This window comes from Mesorhizobium sp. M1C.F.Ca.ET.210.01.1.1 (assembly GCF_004791585.1).
Lineage (GTDB): Bacteria > Pseudomonadota > Alphaproteobacteria > Rhizobiales > Rhizobiaceae > Mesorhizobium.
The window spans coordinates 1-14,941 of the sequence record NZ_SRUU01000062.1 but is presented as its reverse complement, the minus strand read 5'-3'; the positions used below and the strand labels follow the sequence as shown (position 1 = coordinate 14,941).

General features: G+C 61.5%; 13 protein-coding genes. 2 read left to right on the top strand and 11 right to left on the bottom strand.

Annotation, left to right across the window (positions count from 1 at the left end):
* Positions 1-155: formate--tetrahydrofolate ligase (locus tag EN853_RS32455; RefSeq protein WP_135856008.1), on the top strand; the 155-nt coding region annotated here is incomplete at its 5' end.
* Positions 156-362: 207 nt separating this feature from the next.
* On the opposite strand, the gene EN853_RS32450 is transcribed toward EN853_RS32455, so the two are convergent.
* From EN853_RS32450 to EN853_RS32405, 10 genes are all read right to left on the bottom strand, one after another.
* Positions 363-992 carry a sarcosine oxidase subunit gamma family protein gene (locus EN853_RS32450; protein ID WP_127862960.1) on the bottom strand — a complete coding sequence of 210 codons (630 nt, stop codon included), beginning with the start codon at positions 990-992 and terminating at the stop codon, positions 363-365.
* Positions 985-3,930: a sarcosine oxidase subunit alpha family protein gene (locus EN853_RS32445; RefSeq protein WP_245517252.1), complete on the bottom strand. Its 2,946-nt coding sequence runs from the start codon at positions 3,928-3,930 to the stop codon at positions 985-987. Before EN853_RS32445 ends, EN853_RS32450 begins: the two co-directional genes overlap by 8 nt.
* A gap of 113 nt (positions 3,931-4,043) precedes the next feature.
* Entirely contained in the window at positions 4,044-4,352 is a 309-nt protein-coding gene (locus EN853_RS32440) for a sarcosine oxidase subunit delta (protein WP_126085532.1), read from the bottom strand.
* 16 nt (positions 4,353-4,368) lie between these two features.
* The gene (locus EN853_RS32435) at positions 4,369-5,622 is read right to left on the bottom strand and encodes a sarcosine oxidase subunit beta family protein (protein WP_127862962.1); all 1,254 of its coding nucleotides are present in this window, start codon (positions 5,620-5,622) and stop codon (positions 4,369-4,371) included.
* A 77-nt stretch (positions 5,623-5,699) separates the two neighbouring features.
* Positions 5,700-7,043 (bottom strand): type III glutamate--ammonia ligase, encoded by a 1,344-nt coding sequence (gene glnT, locus EN853_RS32430; RefSeq protein ID WP_127862963.1) that lies wholly within the window; start codon positions 7,041-7,043, stop codon positions 5,700-5,702.
* Positions 7,044-7,069: 26 nt separating this feature from the next.
* Entirely contained in the window at positions 7,070-8,398 is a 1,329-nt protein-coding gene (locus EN853_RS32425; protein WP_126101810.1) for an FMN-binding glutamate synthase family protein, read from the bottom strand.
* Positions 8,399-8,406: 8 nt separating this feature from the next.
* Positions 8,407-9,105 (bottom strand): GXGXG domain-containing protein, encoded by a 699-nt coding sequence (locus EN853_RS32420; protein WP_127862967.1) that lies wholly within the window; start codon positions 9,103-9,105, stop codon positions 8,407-8,409.
* Positions 9,106-9,149: 44 nt separating this feature from the next.
* Positions 9,150-10,049, bottom strand: coding sequence for a glutamine amidotransferase family protein (locus EN853_RS32415; protein WP_127862964.1), 900 nt, complete (start codon positions 10,047-10,049; stop codon positions 9,150-9,152).
* 491 nt (positions 10,050-10,540) lie between these two features.
* The gene (locus tag EN853_RS32410) at positions 10,541-11,260 is read right to left on the bottom strand and encodes a helix-turn-helix domain-containing protein (RefSeq protein WP_127862968.1); all 720 of its coding nucleotides are present in this window, start codon (positions 11,258-11,260) and stop codon (positions 10,541-10,543) included.
* An 808-nt stretch (positions 11,261-12,068) separates the two neighbouring features.
* Entirely contained in the window at positions 12,069-12,971 is a 903-nt protein-coding gene (locus EN853_RS32405; RefSeq protein WP_127862965.1) for an ankyrin repeat domain-containing protein, read from the bottom strand.
* Positions 12,972-14,140: 1,169 nt separating this feature from the next.
* On the opposite strand from EN853_RS32405, the gene EN853_RS35220 reads away from it, so the two are divergent.
* The gene (locus EN853_RS35220) at positions 14,141-14,275 is read left to right on the top strand and encodes a hypothetical protein (protein ID WP_281061495.1); all 135 of its coding nucleotides are present in this window, start codon (positions 14,141-14,143) and stop codon (positions 14,273-14,275) included.
* A gap of 416 nt (positions 14,276-14,691) precedes the next feature.
* Here the strand turns inward: EN853_RS35220 and EN853_RS35215 are convergent, their stop codons facing one another.
* A complete protein-coding gene (locus tag EN853_RS35215; RefSeq protein ID WP_281061492.1) occupies positions 14,692-14,826 on the bottom strand; it encodes a hypothetical protein in 135 nt (44 codons plus the stop codon).
* Positions 14,827-14,941 lie beyond the last annotated feature (115 nt).

Sequence of the window (14,941 nt, the reverse complement as noted above, 5' to 3'; positions counted from 1 at the left end):
ACACCGTGCCGGTGCGCGAGGTCAGGCTCTCGGCCGGCGCCGGTTTCGTCGTCATCATCTGCGGCGAGATCATGACCATGCCCGGCCTGCCCAAGGCGCCGTCCTCGGAAAAGATCTTCCTCAACGAACAAGGTCAGATCGAAGGTCTGTTCTAGGGAAATCCGCGCTCTCCCCAAGGCGCTAGACCACGGAGCGCCCTTTAAGTCTTGGCACATCGTGCCAAGACTTTCTTGTTGGGGTGGTTGCCAGGATGTCGGCTAAGCCAGATCAGCGAAACCACCGCTGCGCGGTCAATGCGCAACGGCGAATAGCCGCGTCGAAATGGGTTTTGTCTCAGCCGATGTGCAAACGGCTCAGCAGAACTATGCGGCGTGAGCCGAGGATGCCTGAACCCCATATTCAAGGGAAGAGTCCAGGATCATGTGCCAAAGGCTGTCGGCGAAGCTGGTGAAGACGAGCATGTTGAAGACGGCGTGTCCGTCCGTGCCATCAGCCTCGCGCCAGATATTCATCGCCGTATGGTCGATCGAGGTTGTCGCCGCGGCGCCCAGCGGAAACGCCTTGTCATCCAGGTCCAACGAGCAGAACTTCGCAAGCGCCTGGCGAGCGCGAGGTCCGCCAATCCGGATGAGGCAGCGACCGTCCGACTGATCGGAGAGCGACGCGATGCCGGCAAACGCCTTTGACACTTTGGCAAATTGACCGTCTGCCTGTCGTGCAGAGAAGACAATGAACTGGTCCGGGCCCGACCAGATCAGCGTAGCATTCCGGGCCACTGCTGCGCCGGGAGCGCGGGGCGGCTCAATGCCAAACAGCTTCTTGGCGGCCTTTGCGGTCTCGGCCGCTCTGCCGCGCCGCGCCATCACCTGAACGAGGCTGATGTCGCGCACCTCCTCCAGCGTGACGCCTGCCTGCGTGCCGGCCACGCCGTGACGACCGGGGACGAGCGCCTTCTCCAGCGCCGATTGGGTGTTCCAGGAAAAATCAGCCACGCTGACGCACTCCTTCGGGATCGTAGAAGACCGGGCTGCAGATCTCGGCCTCGTAGTCCTCGCTCCGCAGCGGATCATGGATGCGAACGATCTCGCCGATGCGCTCGCGCCCGCGCTCGACCAGACCAAGGCCGATCCACTGGTCAAGCACCGGCGAGAAGCAGACCGAGGTGACATAGCCTTGATCCGTTTTCGGGCCAGGGGTCTCGCCCTTGGGGACAACGTGCGCGCCCGAACGCAGGCGCCGCGCCTTGTCCGTGGGCTTGACGCCAACGACCACCTGCCGGTTCGGCGCAATCAGCGCTTCGCGCCCGGCCATGACACGGCCGATAAAGTCCTTCTTCTTCGACATCATCTTACCAAGGCCAAGGTCGTCAGCGGTGGTCGTGCCATTGAGCTCGGGCCCGGCGACATGCCCCTTTTCGATGCGCATGACGCCGAGCGCTTCAGTCCCGTAAGGCGTTACGCCATAGGGCTTGCCAGCGATCATCAGGTTCTCGGCCATCGCCGCGCCGTAGCGCGCCGGCACCGAAATCTCGAAGGCCATTTCGCCGGAGAACGAGATGCGGAACAGCCGAGCAATCACGCCACCGCGCAGCTTGACTTCACGGGCGCCCATGAATGGGAAGCCCTCGTTGGTGAGATCTTCCGACGGGTCGACCAGATCCTGCAGCAGCTTGCGGGCGTTCGGCCCAGCGATGGAGAACTGCGCCCACTGGTCAGTAGCACTGGTCAGCTGAACATCGAGGTCCGGGAACAATACCTGCCGGCAGAATTCCAGATGCTGCATCACCAGACCGGCCTTGGCAGTGGTGGTGGTGAGAAAATAGTGATCCTCGGCGAGCCGCGAGGTCGTGCCGTCGTCATAGACGATGCCATCTTCGCGCAGCATCAAGCCATAGCGCGCCTTGCCCACGGCGAGAGAGGAAAAGGCGTTGATATAGACGCGATCGAGGAAGACACCTGCATCCGCGCCGCGGACGTCGACCTTGCCGAGCGTGGAGACGTCGCAGAAGCCGACGCCGTTGCGCACGGCCAGCACTTCGCGGCTTACCGATTCCAGCCAGTCCTTCTCGCCGGCAAGCGGGTACCATTGCGCCCGCTTCCACAGCCCGGTGTCGACGAACACCGCGCCTTGCTTGGCGGCCCAATGATGCGACGGTGTCAACCGCCAGGCATGGAAGTTCTCGTCGCGATGATGGCCGGCGATGGCGCCTATGGCGACGGGTGCGTAGGGCGGCCGGTAGATCGTAGTGCCGGTTTCCGGGATCGTGCGGCCGGTCGCTTCCGCCATGATTGCGAGGCCGTTGATATTGGACGTCTTGCCCTGGTCGGTCGCCATTCCGAGCGTGGTGTAACGCTTCAAATGCTCGACGCTCTCGAAGCCTTCACGCTGCGCCAGCGTCACGTCGGACGCGGTAACGTCGTGCTGAAAGTCGACGAACGCCTTGCCCTTACCTTTGACATGCCAGAGCGGCGCGATTCCGTAGCCTTCTTCGTCGGCTTTCGATGCCTCCCCCGGCTTTCCGGCGGCACCGCATTCGGCGGCCGCCTTGGCACCTGCGCTATGCCCGTCGCGAAGGCAGGCGCCGAGTGAGAGCTCGCCATTGGCAGCACCAGCCGTGGCCATCCCCTTTGGCGCACCGCCCGGCACGAAGGCCGCGATATCCTCGCGCCAGATCGGCTTGCCACGATGGAAGCAAGATAAGCCGACATTCGGATTCCACCCTCCCGAAACGGCAAGGCAGTCAGTTTCGACCCGTTGCGTCTGGCCATTTCTGTCGTTGGTCACGACGATGCTGCGGACGCCGTCAACGCCGCCCTTTACATCGGACACGACGCCAGCAAGCACGCGCAGATCGTAAGTATCGACAAGCCTCCGGTGCTGCGCCGGCACCTCGCGGCGGGGGTCGATCACCGCCACGATGTGGGCGCCAGCCCGCTGGATGATCTCGGCCGTGCGCCAGCCATCATCATTATTGGTAAACAACGCCACACGCTTGCCTGGCAGAGCCGCGAAGCGATTGACATAGGTGCGGACGGCGGAGGCCATCATGACGCCTGGCCGATCATTGCCAGGAAAGACGATCGGTCGTTCAATCGCACCGGCGGTCACCACCGAGCGCCTAGCGACGATGCGCCAGAGCCGCTGTCGCACCTGATGGCGATCCGGCATCGCGACGTTGTCGCTGACGCGCTCGAGCGCGGCGTAGGTACCACCATCGTAGACGCCGAACAGGGCCGTCCTGGTCATGATCCGGACATTGGGCAGAGAAACGAGTTCGCGTGTTGTGCTACGCAGCCACTCCCTGGCATCCATGCCATCGATCTCGCCGCCGTCACCGAGCAGACGACCGCCCAGCAAGGTATCCTCTTCCACGAGAATGACACGCGACCCGGCGCGGCCGGCAGCAAGCGCCGCCGACAGGCCGGCGGGACCGCCCCCGACAACCAGCACGTCGCAATGAGCCCAGGCCTTGTCGTAGTGGTCTGGGTCAGGCAATTCGGCACTCTTGCCGAGACCGGCGGCGCGGCGGATCATCGGCTCGTAGATCGATTCCCAGAACTTCGCCGGCCACATAAAGGTCTTGTAGTAGAATCCGGCGACGAAGATCGGCGCGAACAACTGGTTGATCGACATCAAGTCGTGACGCAGCGATGGCCAGCGGTTCTGGCTGTTCGCGATCAACCCGTCATACAGTTCCTGCGTGGTCGCCCTCGTGTTCGGCTCGCGTCGGGCGCCGGTGCGCATCTCTACCAGCGCGCTCGGCTCCTCAGAGCCGGCGGTGACGATGCCGCGCGGGCGGTGATACTTGAACGACCGCGCCACGAGCTTGACGCCGTTGGCGACGAGTGCGGAAGCCAGTGTGTCGCCGGCAAATCCGGTCATAGCCTTGCCGTCGAAGGAGAACCGGAGCGGCGACCGCCGGTCGATCATGCCGTCACCGGGCAGCCGGTGCGACTGGCTGGCGGACGTGACCGCCGTGCGGATGTTGGCCTCCTCCCGCGCTGTTCTGGCGAGCGGCTCGGATTGCGAATACCCCGACATGGTCATTCTCCTGCCCGCGCCGCCAAGGCGGCGCCCGCACCCGGTGCCGCCGTCACGGAAACAAATTCATGGGTGACGGTGTTGCGCTCGGCCACGAGCCAGGAACGGCAGCCGCCGCCGTGGTACCAATACTCGCGCATCACACCCGCCAGATTGTCGCGCAGGTAGACGTAGTCGTGGAAGGCATCCTCGACACGTTCGGGGCTCTCCCCGCCGTCGACGGCGAAGTTGGGCCGCTTGGGCGAGGCATCGCCAAGATAGGTGAACTCGCCATTCTCACGCTCACCGCAGAAAGGACATGCAATACGCATTGAACCGGTCTCTCTTTCAGTGAAGGTTCGGCTGGGCGCCCTGGCCCTTTTCATCGATCATCGCGCCACGGCGGAACCGGTCGAGGCGGAACAGCGCGGCCTCCGAATGCGGTTCGTCGCGTGCCAGAAGATGGGCGAAGACGAGTCCCGATGCCGGCGTTGCCTTGAAGCCGCCATAGCACCAGCCGGCGTTGAGATAGAGGCCGTCGACCGGTGTCTTGTCGATGATCGGCGTGCCGTCCATCGACATGTCCATGATGCCACCCCACTGCCGCAGCATGCGCACGCGGCCGATCATCGGCATGATGGCCATGCCGCCCTCGCAGACATCCTCCATGACCGGCATGTTGCCGCGCTGGGCGTAGGAATTGTAGCCGTCGAGGTCGCCGCCGAAGACCAGCCCGCCTTTATCCGACTGGCTGACATAGAAGTGGCCGGCGCCGAAGGTGATGACACCCGGGATGAGCGGCTTGATAGCCTCGGAGACAAAGGCCTGCAGCACGTGGCTTTCGATTGGCAGCTTCATGCCGGCCATCGCGGCGACCCGCGACGAAGAGCCGGCGACCGCCATACCGACCTTGCCGGCGCCGATCCTGCCGCGCGAGGTCTCGACACCGGTCACCCTGCCGCTGGCGTCGCGCACGAAACCGGTGACCTCGCAATTCTGGATGATGTCGACGCCGCCTTCACTGGCGGCGCGCGCATAACCCCAGACGACGGCGTCATGGCGAGCGGTACCTGCGCGCCGCTGCAAGAGACCGCCCATGATCGGGAAGCGGGAATTGTTATAGTTCAGGAACGGCAATTCCTTGCGGATTTGCTCGGCGTCGAGCAACTCGGCATCGATGCCATTGATTCGCATGGTGTTGCCGCGGCGGGCGAAGGCATCGCGCTGCGCGTCGGAGTGGTAGAGGTTGATGATGCCGCGCTGGCTGACCATCGTGTTGTAGTTGAGGTCCTGCTCCATGCGCTCCCACAGCTTCATCGACAATTCGTAGAAGCCGGTATTGCCGGGCAAACCGTAGTTGGAGCGGATGATGGTGGTATTGCGGCCGGCATTGCCGGAGCCGATCCAGCCCTTCTCCAGCACGGCGACATTGCGGATGCCGTATTCACGGGCGAGGAAATAGGCCGTCGCCAGTCCGTGGCCGCCGCCGCCGATGATGACCACGTCATACCGGTTCTTGGGTGCCGGATCGCGCCACGCCCGCGTCCATCCCTTGTGTCCGGACAGTGCCGCCTTGGCGAGCGAAAAGATCGAATATTTCATCGCAGTTGTTCCGGCGAAATGTCAGGTGGTGCGCCCAGCGCCCAATTCGTAGATCGGACGCTGGGCCCGGCAAACAGCTAGACGTCCAGCGTGTTGTCGCGCTCCCACTGGGTGAAGTGCGAGGCGTAGGCGTTCCACTCCTGGGTCTTGAGCTTGATGTAGGCGGCGGAAAATTCCTCGCCCATAGCAGCCTTCAACTCGGCGTCATCGTCATAAGCGCGAAGCGCGTCGAGCAGATTGAGCGGCAGCTTGGCGCCATGCGTGACGGTGTGTCCGTCCTTGTACATGTCGATGTCGCTGCGTTGACCTGGATCAGCCTTGGTGCGGATGCCGCTGAGGCCGGCGGCGATGATGGCCGCCTGCATCAGGTAGGGGTTGGCCGCGCCGTCGGGCAGGCGCAGTTCGAAGCGGCCGGGACCGGGCACGCGCACCATGTGGGTGCGGTTGTTGCCGGTCCAGGTCACCGTGTTCGGCGCCCAGGTGGCGCCCGAAATGGTGCGCGGCGCATTGATGCGCTTGTAGGAATTGACCGTCGGGTTGGTGATCGCGGCCAGCGCCGAGGCATGCTTCATGATGCCGCCCAGGAAGTGTCTGCCCTTTTCCGACAGACCCAACTCCATTTCCTTGTCGGCGAAAGCATTGGTCTTGCCGCTGAGATCCCATACCGAGATATGGGCATGGCAACCGCTACCTGTGAGGCCCTGGAAGGGCTTCGGCATGAAGGTCGCTCGCAGGCCGTGCTTTTCGGCAATCGACTTGACCATGAATTTGAAGAAGGAGTGCTTGTCGGCTGTGGCCAGCACATCGTCAAATTTCCAATTCATCTCGAACTGGCCGTTCGCATCCTCATGGTCGTTCTGATAGGGCTGCCAGCCAAGGTCGAGCATGGCGTCGCAGATTTCGGCGATAACGTCATAGCGACGCATCACCGCCTGCTGGTCGTAGCAGGATTTCGAGGCCGTATCGTACTCGTCGCTGATCTGCTTACCGTCGGGCGTGACAAGGAAGAATTCCGGCTCGACGCCAGTCTTCACGCGCATGCCTTCCTTGGCGGCTTCAGCAACGAGCCGCTTGAGGCTATTGCGCGGCGCCTGAGCGACGCCCTTGCCCTCCATCAGGCAGTCCGAAGCGAGCCAGGCGACTTCCGGCTTCCACGGTAGCTGTATCACCGAAGAGGCATCCGGCACCGCCAGCATGTCGGGGTGCGCGGGCGTCAGGTCAAGCCAGGTGGCGAAGCCGGCGAAGCCGGCGCCCTCCTTCTGCATGTCCCCGATGGCCTGCGCCGGCACCAGCTTTGCGCGCTGACCGCCGAACAGATCCGTATACGAGACCATGAAATACTTGACGTTGCGAACCCTTGCGAACTCTTGGAGATCAGTCCCCTCAGACTGATCGATTTTGGCTTCAAAGGCCTTATTCATTGTCTACTGCTCCCATTCGTCTGGTTTTAGAAGCCACCCTGCCCTGGTACCCAATTCGTCCCCGCGAGCGGCACACCGGCCATGGCCGCTGCTTCGATCGAAAGAGCACAGAGATCCTCGGGCTCGAGATTGTGCAGGTGATTTTTGCCGCAGGCACGTGCGATGGTCTGCGCCTCGAGCGTCATGACCTTCAGGTAATTCGCCAGCCGCCGTCCGGCGACGACCGGGTCGACCCGCTTCATCAGCTCGGGGTCCTGTGTGGTGATGCCCGCCGGATCCTTGCCCTCATGCCAGTCGTCGTAGGCGCCGGCGGTCGTGCCAAGTTTTTGGTATTCGTCCTCCCAATGCGGATCATTGTCGCCGAGCGCAATCAGGGCCGCGGTGCCGATCGATACGGCATCGGCGCCAAGCGCCAACGCCTTAGCGACATCGGCCCCGTTGCGGATGCCACCGGAAACGATGAGCTGGACCTTGCGATGCATGCCGAGGTCCTGCAGCGCCTTCACAGCGGGCCTGATACAGGCGAGCGTCGGCTGGCCGACATGTTCGATGAATACTTCCTGCGTGGCGGCGGTGCCGCCTTGCATGCCATCGAGCACCACGACATCAGCTCCGGCCTTTACCGCAAGCGCGGTGTCGTAGTAAGGGCGAGCGCCGCCGACCTTGACGTAGATCGGCTTTTCCCAGTCGGTGATTTCGCGGATTTCGAGGATCTTGATCTCAAGGTCGTCAGGGCCGGTCCAGTCGGGATGACGGCAGGCTGAGCGCTGGTCAATGCCCTTGGGCAGAGTGCGCATTTCCGCCACGCGATCGGAGATCTTCTGGCCAAGCAGCATGCCGCCGCCGCCGGGCTTGGCACCCTGGCCAACGACGATCTCAATGGCGTCGGCGCGGCGCAGGTCACGCGGGTTCATACCGTAGCGCGACGGCAGGTATTGATAGACCAGTTGCTTGGAATGGCCGCGCTCTTCCTCGGTCATGCCGCCGTCGCCGGTGGTGGTCGAGGTGCCGGCGATGGTTGCGCCGCGGCCGAGAGCTTCCTTGGCCGGACCGGAAAGCGAGCCGAAGCTCATGCCGGCAATGGTGATCGGGATCTTCAGTTCGATCGGCTTCTTGGCGTGGCGCGAGCCCAGCACAACTGAGGTGTCGCAGCGCTCGCGATAGCCTTCCAGCGGATAGCGCGAGATCGAGGCGCCAAGGAACAGCAGGTCGTCGAAATGCGGGACCTTGCGCTTGGCGCCGGAGCCACGGATGTCGTAGATGCCGGTTGCCGCGGCGCGGCGGATTTCCGACATCGCGTAGTCGTCGAAGGTCGCTGACTTGCGCGGCGTCGTCGGAGGATTGTGGTAGGTCATGGTCGCCCTCAGTATGCGTCAGCGTTGTCGATGTTGAAGTTGTAAAGCGTACGGGCCGAGCCGTAGCGAGTGAACTCTTCCGGCTTGGCATCCTTGATGCCGGCACGGTCGAGCAGATCCTGCAGGAGCGCGATGTGCTCGGGACGCATCTCCTTTTTGATGCAATCCGCGCCCAGGCTCTTGACCTTGCCACGGACGAACAGCCGCGCCTCATAGATCGAGTCGCCGAGCGCATCGCCGGCATCGCCCAACACCACCAGGTTGCCCGACTGGGCCATGAAGGCCGACATATGGCCGATATTGCCACGGACAACGATATTGATGCCCTTCATCGAGATGCCGCAGCGCGACGAGGCGTTGCCCTCGATGACCAGCAGACCGCCGCGGCCGGTGGCGCCGGCGTATTGGCTGGCATCGCCTTTGACCACGATCGAGCCCGACATCATGTTCTCGCCGACGCCCGGGCCGACGGAGCCGTGGACGGTGATGGCGCCGCCGGCATTCATGCCGCCACAGTAATAGCCGACGCTGCCGCGCACATCGATAGCGACCGGCTGGTCGACACCGACGGCGACGGAATGGCTGCCTTTCGGGTTGAGCACTTCCCAGGAGGTTTCGTTCGAGCCGGGGTCAAGATTGTGCAGCGCCTGATTGAGCTCGCGCAGTGAATTTTCGCCGAGGTCGAAGACCCGCCGCGCGAAGTCCATTTCACGCGATGGCGCCGTGGCAACATTCGAAATATTCATGATCCTCAGTGCTCCCAGAAATAGACGGTGGACGGCTCCGGTTCCCAAACCCTCGCATTGTCAATGCCGGGCAGGTTGGCGAGCGCGCGGTATTCGGACCCGAAGGCGACATACTGGTCGGTCTCGGCCATGACGGCGGGCTTGCAGGAGATCGGATCGCGCACCACGCCGAAGCCGTTCTTGGTGCCGACCACGAAGGTGAAGAAGCCGTCGAGGTCGTCGAGGCTGCTCTGCAGCGCCTCGCCGAGGTTCTGACCATGAGCGATTTTGGACGAGAGATAGGCGGCGGCGACTTCGGTGTCGTTTTCGGTCTCGAAGCGCATGCCTTCGCGGATCAGTTCACGGCGAAGATTATTATGGTTCGACAGCGAGCCGTTATGCACCAGGCATTGGTCCGGGCCGGTCGAGAAGGGGTGCGCGCCCAGCGTGGTTACGGCGGATTCGGTCGCCATGCGCGTGTGGCCGACGCCGTGGCTGCCGGTCATCTTGGTCACGTCGAAACGCTTGACCACGTCGGCCGGCAGGCCGACCTCCTTGTAGATCTCGATCGCTTCGCCGGCGCCCATGACACGCACATTCGGGTGCAGTTCGGCGATCGCGACACGGGCTTCGTCGAGCTTGTCGGCAGGGATGTCGAGGACGGCGTGGGTAGACTTCACCGTCGACGAAACTTTGGCTTCGATCTTCTTGCCAAGCTCCGCTTCGAGACCAGGGAAATCCACTGCGGGAGCCGAAGACTGAATGGTGATCTTGGCACGCCCCTTCGCCGCTGCGCCGTCATATATGGCTATGCCGGCGCTGTCAGGGCCGCGGTCGGTCAATGAGACCAGCATTTCCGACAGGAGGGCGCCCAGTCGCGGCTCAAGTGATTTGTCTTTCAGAAAGAGTCCAACAATCCCACACATATCCCGGTCACCTCGATTGATTGTTACCCATGGCAATGCCTAGCAGGTTCCCAGTCACAATTCAACTGTCATGAATTTTTTTTTCCTGTAGAAAAACATCGCCGCTTGAGGTGGAAGGAGCCCCGGGTAATCCTTTTCAACGGCCGCAGGTCTTTCCGACGCGCGCGGCATGTCGGCGCGGAGCCACGCCAACTATTAAGGAAGCCATGGAAATCGAGGCGCCTGGCGAGGGTCGTCCAAATGCGCAAAGGCGCCCAATTGGTGGCCAGTCGAGACGCTTGAATGGCGGTCGCAACAACGCCGCGCGCGCTATTGGACGCCAGGCCATGTTGTAGTGCTTGATTCTTGCGCATGATTTTTTCCGAACCTCCGGCTCGAGGTCATGCGCTAATCAGAGTCATTCGCCGGTCGTAGAGATCAATCCGTTGAGGCCAAGGCGAGCAATACCTCAGCATGGTCCTGCAGGGGAAATCGCTCCTGGCGGGCTTACGTCAGCCTTTTCCGCGCCCGCCGGGATAGGAGATGATCGACAGGTATCGCATCGGCAAGTGCGTCAGTTCTTCGGGACCGTGCGGTGCATCGGCGTCGAAGAACAAACTGTCGCCTGGCGTCATGCGATAGAGATTGCTGCCATGGCGGTAAACCACCTCGCCTTCCAGCATGTAGAGGAACTCCATGCCATCATGCTGAAAGGTTGGGAAGACGTCCGAGTCTTCAGTCAGCGTAATGAGGTAGGGTTCAACAACGACGTTGGTGTCCGAAGCGATATGGCCTAGCAATGTATACTGGTGTCCCGCGCGCGTGCCACGCCGTTCCACATCCACGCCCGATCCGGCCTTGACGAAGACGGCCTTACGCTCTTCCTCGAAGCTGCGGAAGAATGCGGTGAGCGGCACTCCGAGCGCGTGCGACAACAACTTCAGCGTGGTCAATGACGGCGAGGTGATGCCATTCTCGATTTTGGATAGCATGCCGAGCGAGAGGCCTGTGGTCGCGGCAAGGTCGGCAACGGTAATGCCGAGCTTCTTGCGAAAGGCGCGAACCTCGTGGCCAATCGCGACTTCGAGCACGTTCTCGCGCATGTCGCGAACGGCGTGAGGATCCTGAATGAGGGGAGTGCTGCGCGGCAGCGCGCTAAGTGTCGCCGCGGCCGATGATTTGACGGGAGCCGGCGATCTGCCATTTTTCCTTGCTGCTTGAGTCTTCGCCATGTTGCCGCCACCCGCTGATTCCATTTTATTTCCTAACAGTAAACATTTTCGACGCGCGGCACAACTACGGATATTCGGGGCAGACCATGCGATAAATCGCAAGCACCCGGCATGGCCGGGTAAGTGGGTGCCTTGAGCGGGCTATCACATCAGCAGTATTTGCAGGTCAGCGATATTGATACCGGTGGAAACCGCCGGGCAACAAGTCACCGAACGACGCCTGCCCATGGGCGGCGTTTGGGTGGGCCTGAATCATTCCCACTCGATCGTTCTTAATCCAGATAGATCATTGATCTAGCTTAGTTTTTTGTTTCTTTTGACCATGAAAGCCGGCGCGCAGGCCGTTAGAAATCTACCAAGCTGATTTTAAAAGGAAATTTTCGACAAACGATATTTTGAGATTTCGTGGAACTATCGAGATCAATCGGGCTTGCTGACCAGTCCCGCTCCAACTCCATTCATAATCCCGTTACTCAAAAAGTACCGTCCCGGGTATCATCTTTCGGGCTATCGGCCACCTCCTGGCCAATGGCGACCTTGCCTCGCTCCTAGTCCTTCGGTTTACGCGATTGTCGGTCTCATTGCCGTCATTCCTCGCGGGATCCGGCACCCGCGGTCGTGCGACCGTTTAGCGACCTGGTTGCTGTGGGCATTGGCTTGGTGGCTTTAGTAACGCTCGCAACCGGCGACATGCCAATCAGCGATACGACTAGTCGATGGCTTCTCGTCATCGACACGGTGTTCTGTGCTCCAGTCCAAAGGCGCTTTGAAGCTCCGAACCGCGCTCCGGCGGGGTTTGACCGGGGCGTCAGGGTAGCGGGATCGGCTTGTCACTGAGTGTGCGCAAGTAGGCGATCAGGTTAACCCGCTCGGTCTCGTCCGGCACACCAGGCACCTCCATCTTAACGCCCGGCGTGGTGAGCATGGGCCCGAAGAGATATCTGTTCAGGTCCTCGTACGTCCATACACCCTCCCAGCCCAGCAAGGTGTCGGAGTAACGCATATTTGCCATAGATGCCTTGTCGCGGCCGACGACGCTCCACAAGTTCGGTCCCGTTTTGTTCCCTCCCTGTGGCTCGTGATTGTGGCAACCGGCACATAGGCGGGTGAAGGTGGTTCGACCTTTCTCGACATCGGCAGAAGCCAACTTCATTGAGATCGGGGCTGGTGTTGGCAAGACGACGCCGTGCGACAAGAGATAGTCGGCAATTTCACGTTGCCCCCTGCTTTTTGCCAGATGGAGCGGCGTCTTGCCGTTCATTGTCTTCGCATTTACGTCTGCGCCGGCCTCAACCAGTGCCTTCACGCAGTCGAGACAACCGAGAGTGACGGCGAGGTGGAGGGCGTTTTCCCGGTTGCTGTGCGAATTTGGATCTGCGCCCCCACCCAGCAACAGATTGATCAAATCGATCCTGCGTTTTGCCAAAGCCGGCATGAGGGCAGGACCCAAAAGAGGCGTCGGGGCGGCGTTGACGTCGGCACCGCGTTCAATGAGCAGTTTTGCCGCCGCAAAATGCCCGCCCCTGACCGCAAGATAGAGTGGTGTCATGCGCACGTCGCTCTCATCGCTCTCATTTACGCCGGCGCCTGCATCGAGCGCTGCCGTGATCGCCGCGACATCGCCCTCTTTCGCGGCGTCGTGGATGGCGCCGGCATACGATGCAGTCGGAACAGGTACGAGCAGTAGAATGAAGAGCAAGAACATGCGCATTTGGCATCTCCTGTGTCAAAACCAAGCGACGTAACTTGTCGCGGGCTCAATCAGCGACAGGGCGGCCCGGATGGACGACGAGCGGCCCAACCTTGGCTTCGGAACTCCGACGCCGAGCCCTTGGAGGAGGTGTTTCTTCAAGCCAATATAATTCGTTGCTAATATAAGCCGATAGGCAAATACGCTCAACCGTTTGGCGATCACGCCGCCGATGCCTGCCGCTATCCAGCAAACAGGCAGGCGCCAGAGCGAACGGAAGGCATTTTCGCTAGGACAGCGGCCAGCAAGAACGCGCTGGCGGGATCGCTATAGGACGATGATTGTCTACTCGGTACGGACGGCCTGCAAATTATACCAGTAAATTAGCTAATTCGGCTGGCACCGACCCGTGCCGCACGGCAGCGCGATATGGTGGGCATCGCGAGTTCGGTCATTGCTGCACTGCATTCAGAAGAGCCCGTCATTGGAGAGTGGATGGCCGGGCTCCCCTGTCCCTTGGCGGCGAACAGCATTTTGGGACGTGAACTTTCGAACGCGGTCCCCGGCGAAATGTTCTGTTAGGGTTTGCTCATATTGACGACGTCCTGGACCGCACCGCTCAGGACAGGACGGAACCCTCGGTCCACCCCACTGACACCTTCCGAATACCTCTGGTGGCACCGAAGGATCGTCAGCGAGTGCCGCCTTGGAATCCTAGGTCTGCACCGCCCGGACGTCGGATGTCGCGCGCGTACAGTTCAGGTTCGCTGCACCTCCTGTTAAATGACGCCCCTCCACGCGCTTCTACTCGGCCCGGCCACTGCTGAGTGCGAGCAACGAGCAACCGGCCGGCAACAAAAACAAGCACTTACCTTAAAGGCGCGTTACGTCGCGCCCTTCACACGGCGCACATGGTCGCCCTCACAATGTGACCCAAACCGCTACGACGAAGCGGGCATATGAAATCCGAAGCGCGAGTGCAGTCCAACGACCGCTCCGGAGCCGAGAGCAGACCTGCCGCTTCGGTCAGCGAATCTTCAAGAGCGGACATTCAGGTTGGCCGTGGGCATCTTCCTGACGTGACCCTAGCCGGTCATTCGGGGCCAGCGAATCTGGCGCCCCGCTGCCAGACGGGCTACATAGAATGTACGAGTTGACGAATTGCTGATCGTGACTCGAAAGGAAGTTGAATGGCCGAAGGCCGTCAACATCGTCGCCTCGCCGCTATCCTCGCGGCGGACGTGATCGGCTATTCGCGCCTCATGGAAACCGACGAGGCCGGAACGCTCGCGCGGCTGAAGACGCTGCGCTGGTCGAAAACCTGACGAAGGCGCTTGTCCAAGCGCTTGTCGGGAAGTTGGCCTTCCGCAATCTCCTCGTCCATCCAATTCTGCGGACGTGTTTTGGTCATCGGGGCCCCGGTTGCGATTCGGAGCCACGGACAGAATCACAGCAGATTCAACCGAAGCAATAGTCAGCAGCCCGTTCTCGAAGACGCGGCCGAACTTGTGGGTAGTTGAAAGCGTCACCGGAGGCTTACTCCCACGCGCGTGCGTAGGTGCTAACCCTTCTTCCTTCCTGTGGAACAGAAATTCAACGAAATGTCGAAACGTTCAGTGCTCCGGGCGGCGAGGCCGTTGTGGTGCCTCGTCGGTTGGCGATGCCCCGATAGCCGAGGAAACATCGTACAATCGGCTTCCTTCTTCCACCGCTTTTCAGCTGCCTTCTTAGCGATCTCGGCTCACCGCTCTGGCGTCATGTTGGCGGCGCGCTTCTTTCCACCCATCGAACCAAGCTCTTTGGCGGCGGCGCTCCTGCCGTCGTCGGTTTCCTCGCCAATGGCAATACGCATGACGCGGACGGCATTGCCGATCATGTCGGCGGGGCGCTTTTGGCTTTAGGTCCGGTTGGCATAGGCGCGCTTCTCCTGTGCGCTCTTGCAGAGCTCATCCAATTTGTCTCGAACCCGATCGTTATCAAGCAGTAGCTTG

Excerpts from the sequence above, each read along its gene's own strand:
- EN853_RS32405 (WP_127862965.1), bottom strand. The coding sequence starts at position 12,971 with ATGCGCATGTTCTTGCTCTTCATTCTACTGCTCGTACCTGTTCCGACT.
- EN853_RS32445 (WP_245517252.1), bottom strand. The coding sequence starts at position 3,930 with ATGATCGACCGGCGGTCGCCGCTCCGGTTCTCCTTCGACGGCAAGGCT.
- EN853_RS32435 (WP_127862962.1), bottom strand. The coding sequence starts at position 5,622 with ATGAAATATTCGATCTTTTCGCTCGCCAAGGCGGCACTGTCCGGACAC.
- EN853_RS32440 (WP_126085532.1), bottom strand. The coding sequence starts at position 4,352 with ATGCGTATTGCATGTCCTTTCTGCGGTGAGCGTGAGAATGGCGAGTTC.
- EN853_RS32410 (WP_127862968.1), bottom strand. The coding sequence starts at position 11,260 with ATGGCGAAGACTCAAGCAGCAAGGAAAAATGGCAGATCGCCGGCTCCC.
- glnT (WP_127862963.1), bottom strand. The coding sequence starts at position 7,043 with ATGAATAAGGCCTTTGAAGCCAAAATCGATCAGTCTGAGGGGACTGAT.
- EN853_RS35215 (WP_281061492.1), bottom strand. The coding sequence starts at position 14,826 with ATGATCGGCAATGCCGTCCGCGTCATGCGTATTGCCATTGGCGAGGAA.
- EN853_RS32420 (WP_127862967.1), bottom strand. The coding sequence starts at position 9,105 with ATGGACTTCGCGCGGCGGGTCTTCGACCTCGGCGAAAATTCACTGCGC.
- EN853_RS32425 (WP_126101810.1), bottom strand. The coding sequence starts at position 8,398 with ATGACCTACCACAATCCTCCGACGACGCCGCGCAAGTCAGCGACCTTC.
- EN853_RS35220 (WP_281061495.1), top strand. The coding sequence starts at position 14,141 with ATGGCCGAAGGCCGTCAACATCGTCGCCTCGCCGCTATCCTCGCGGCG.
- EN853_RS32415 (WP_127862964.1), bottom strand. The coding sequence starts at position 10,049 with ATGTGTGGGATTGTTGGACTCTTTCTGAAAGACAAATCACTTGAGCCG.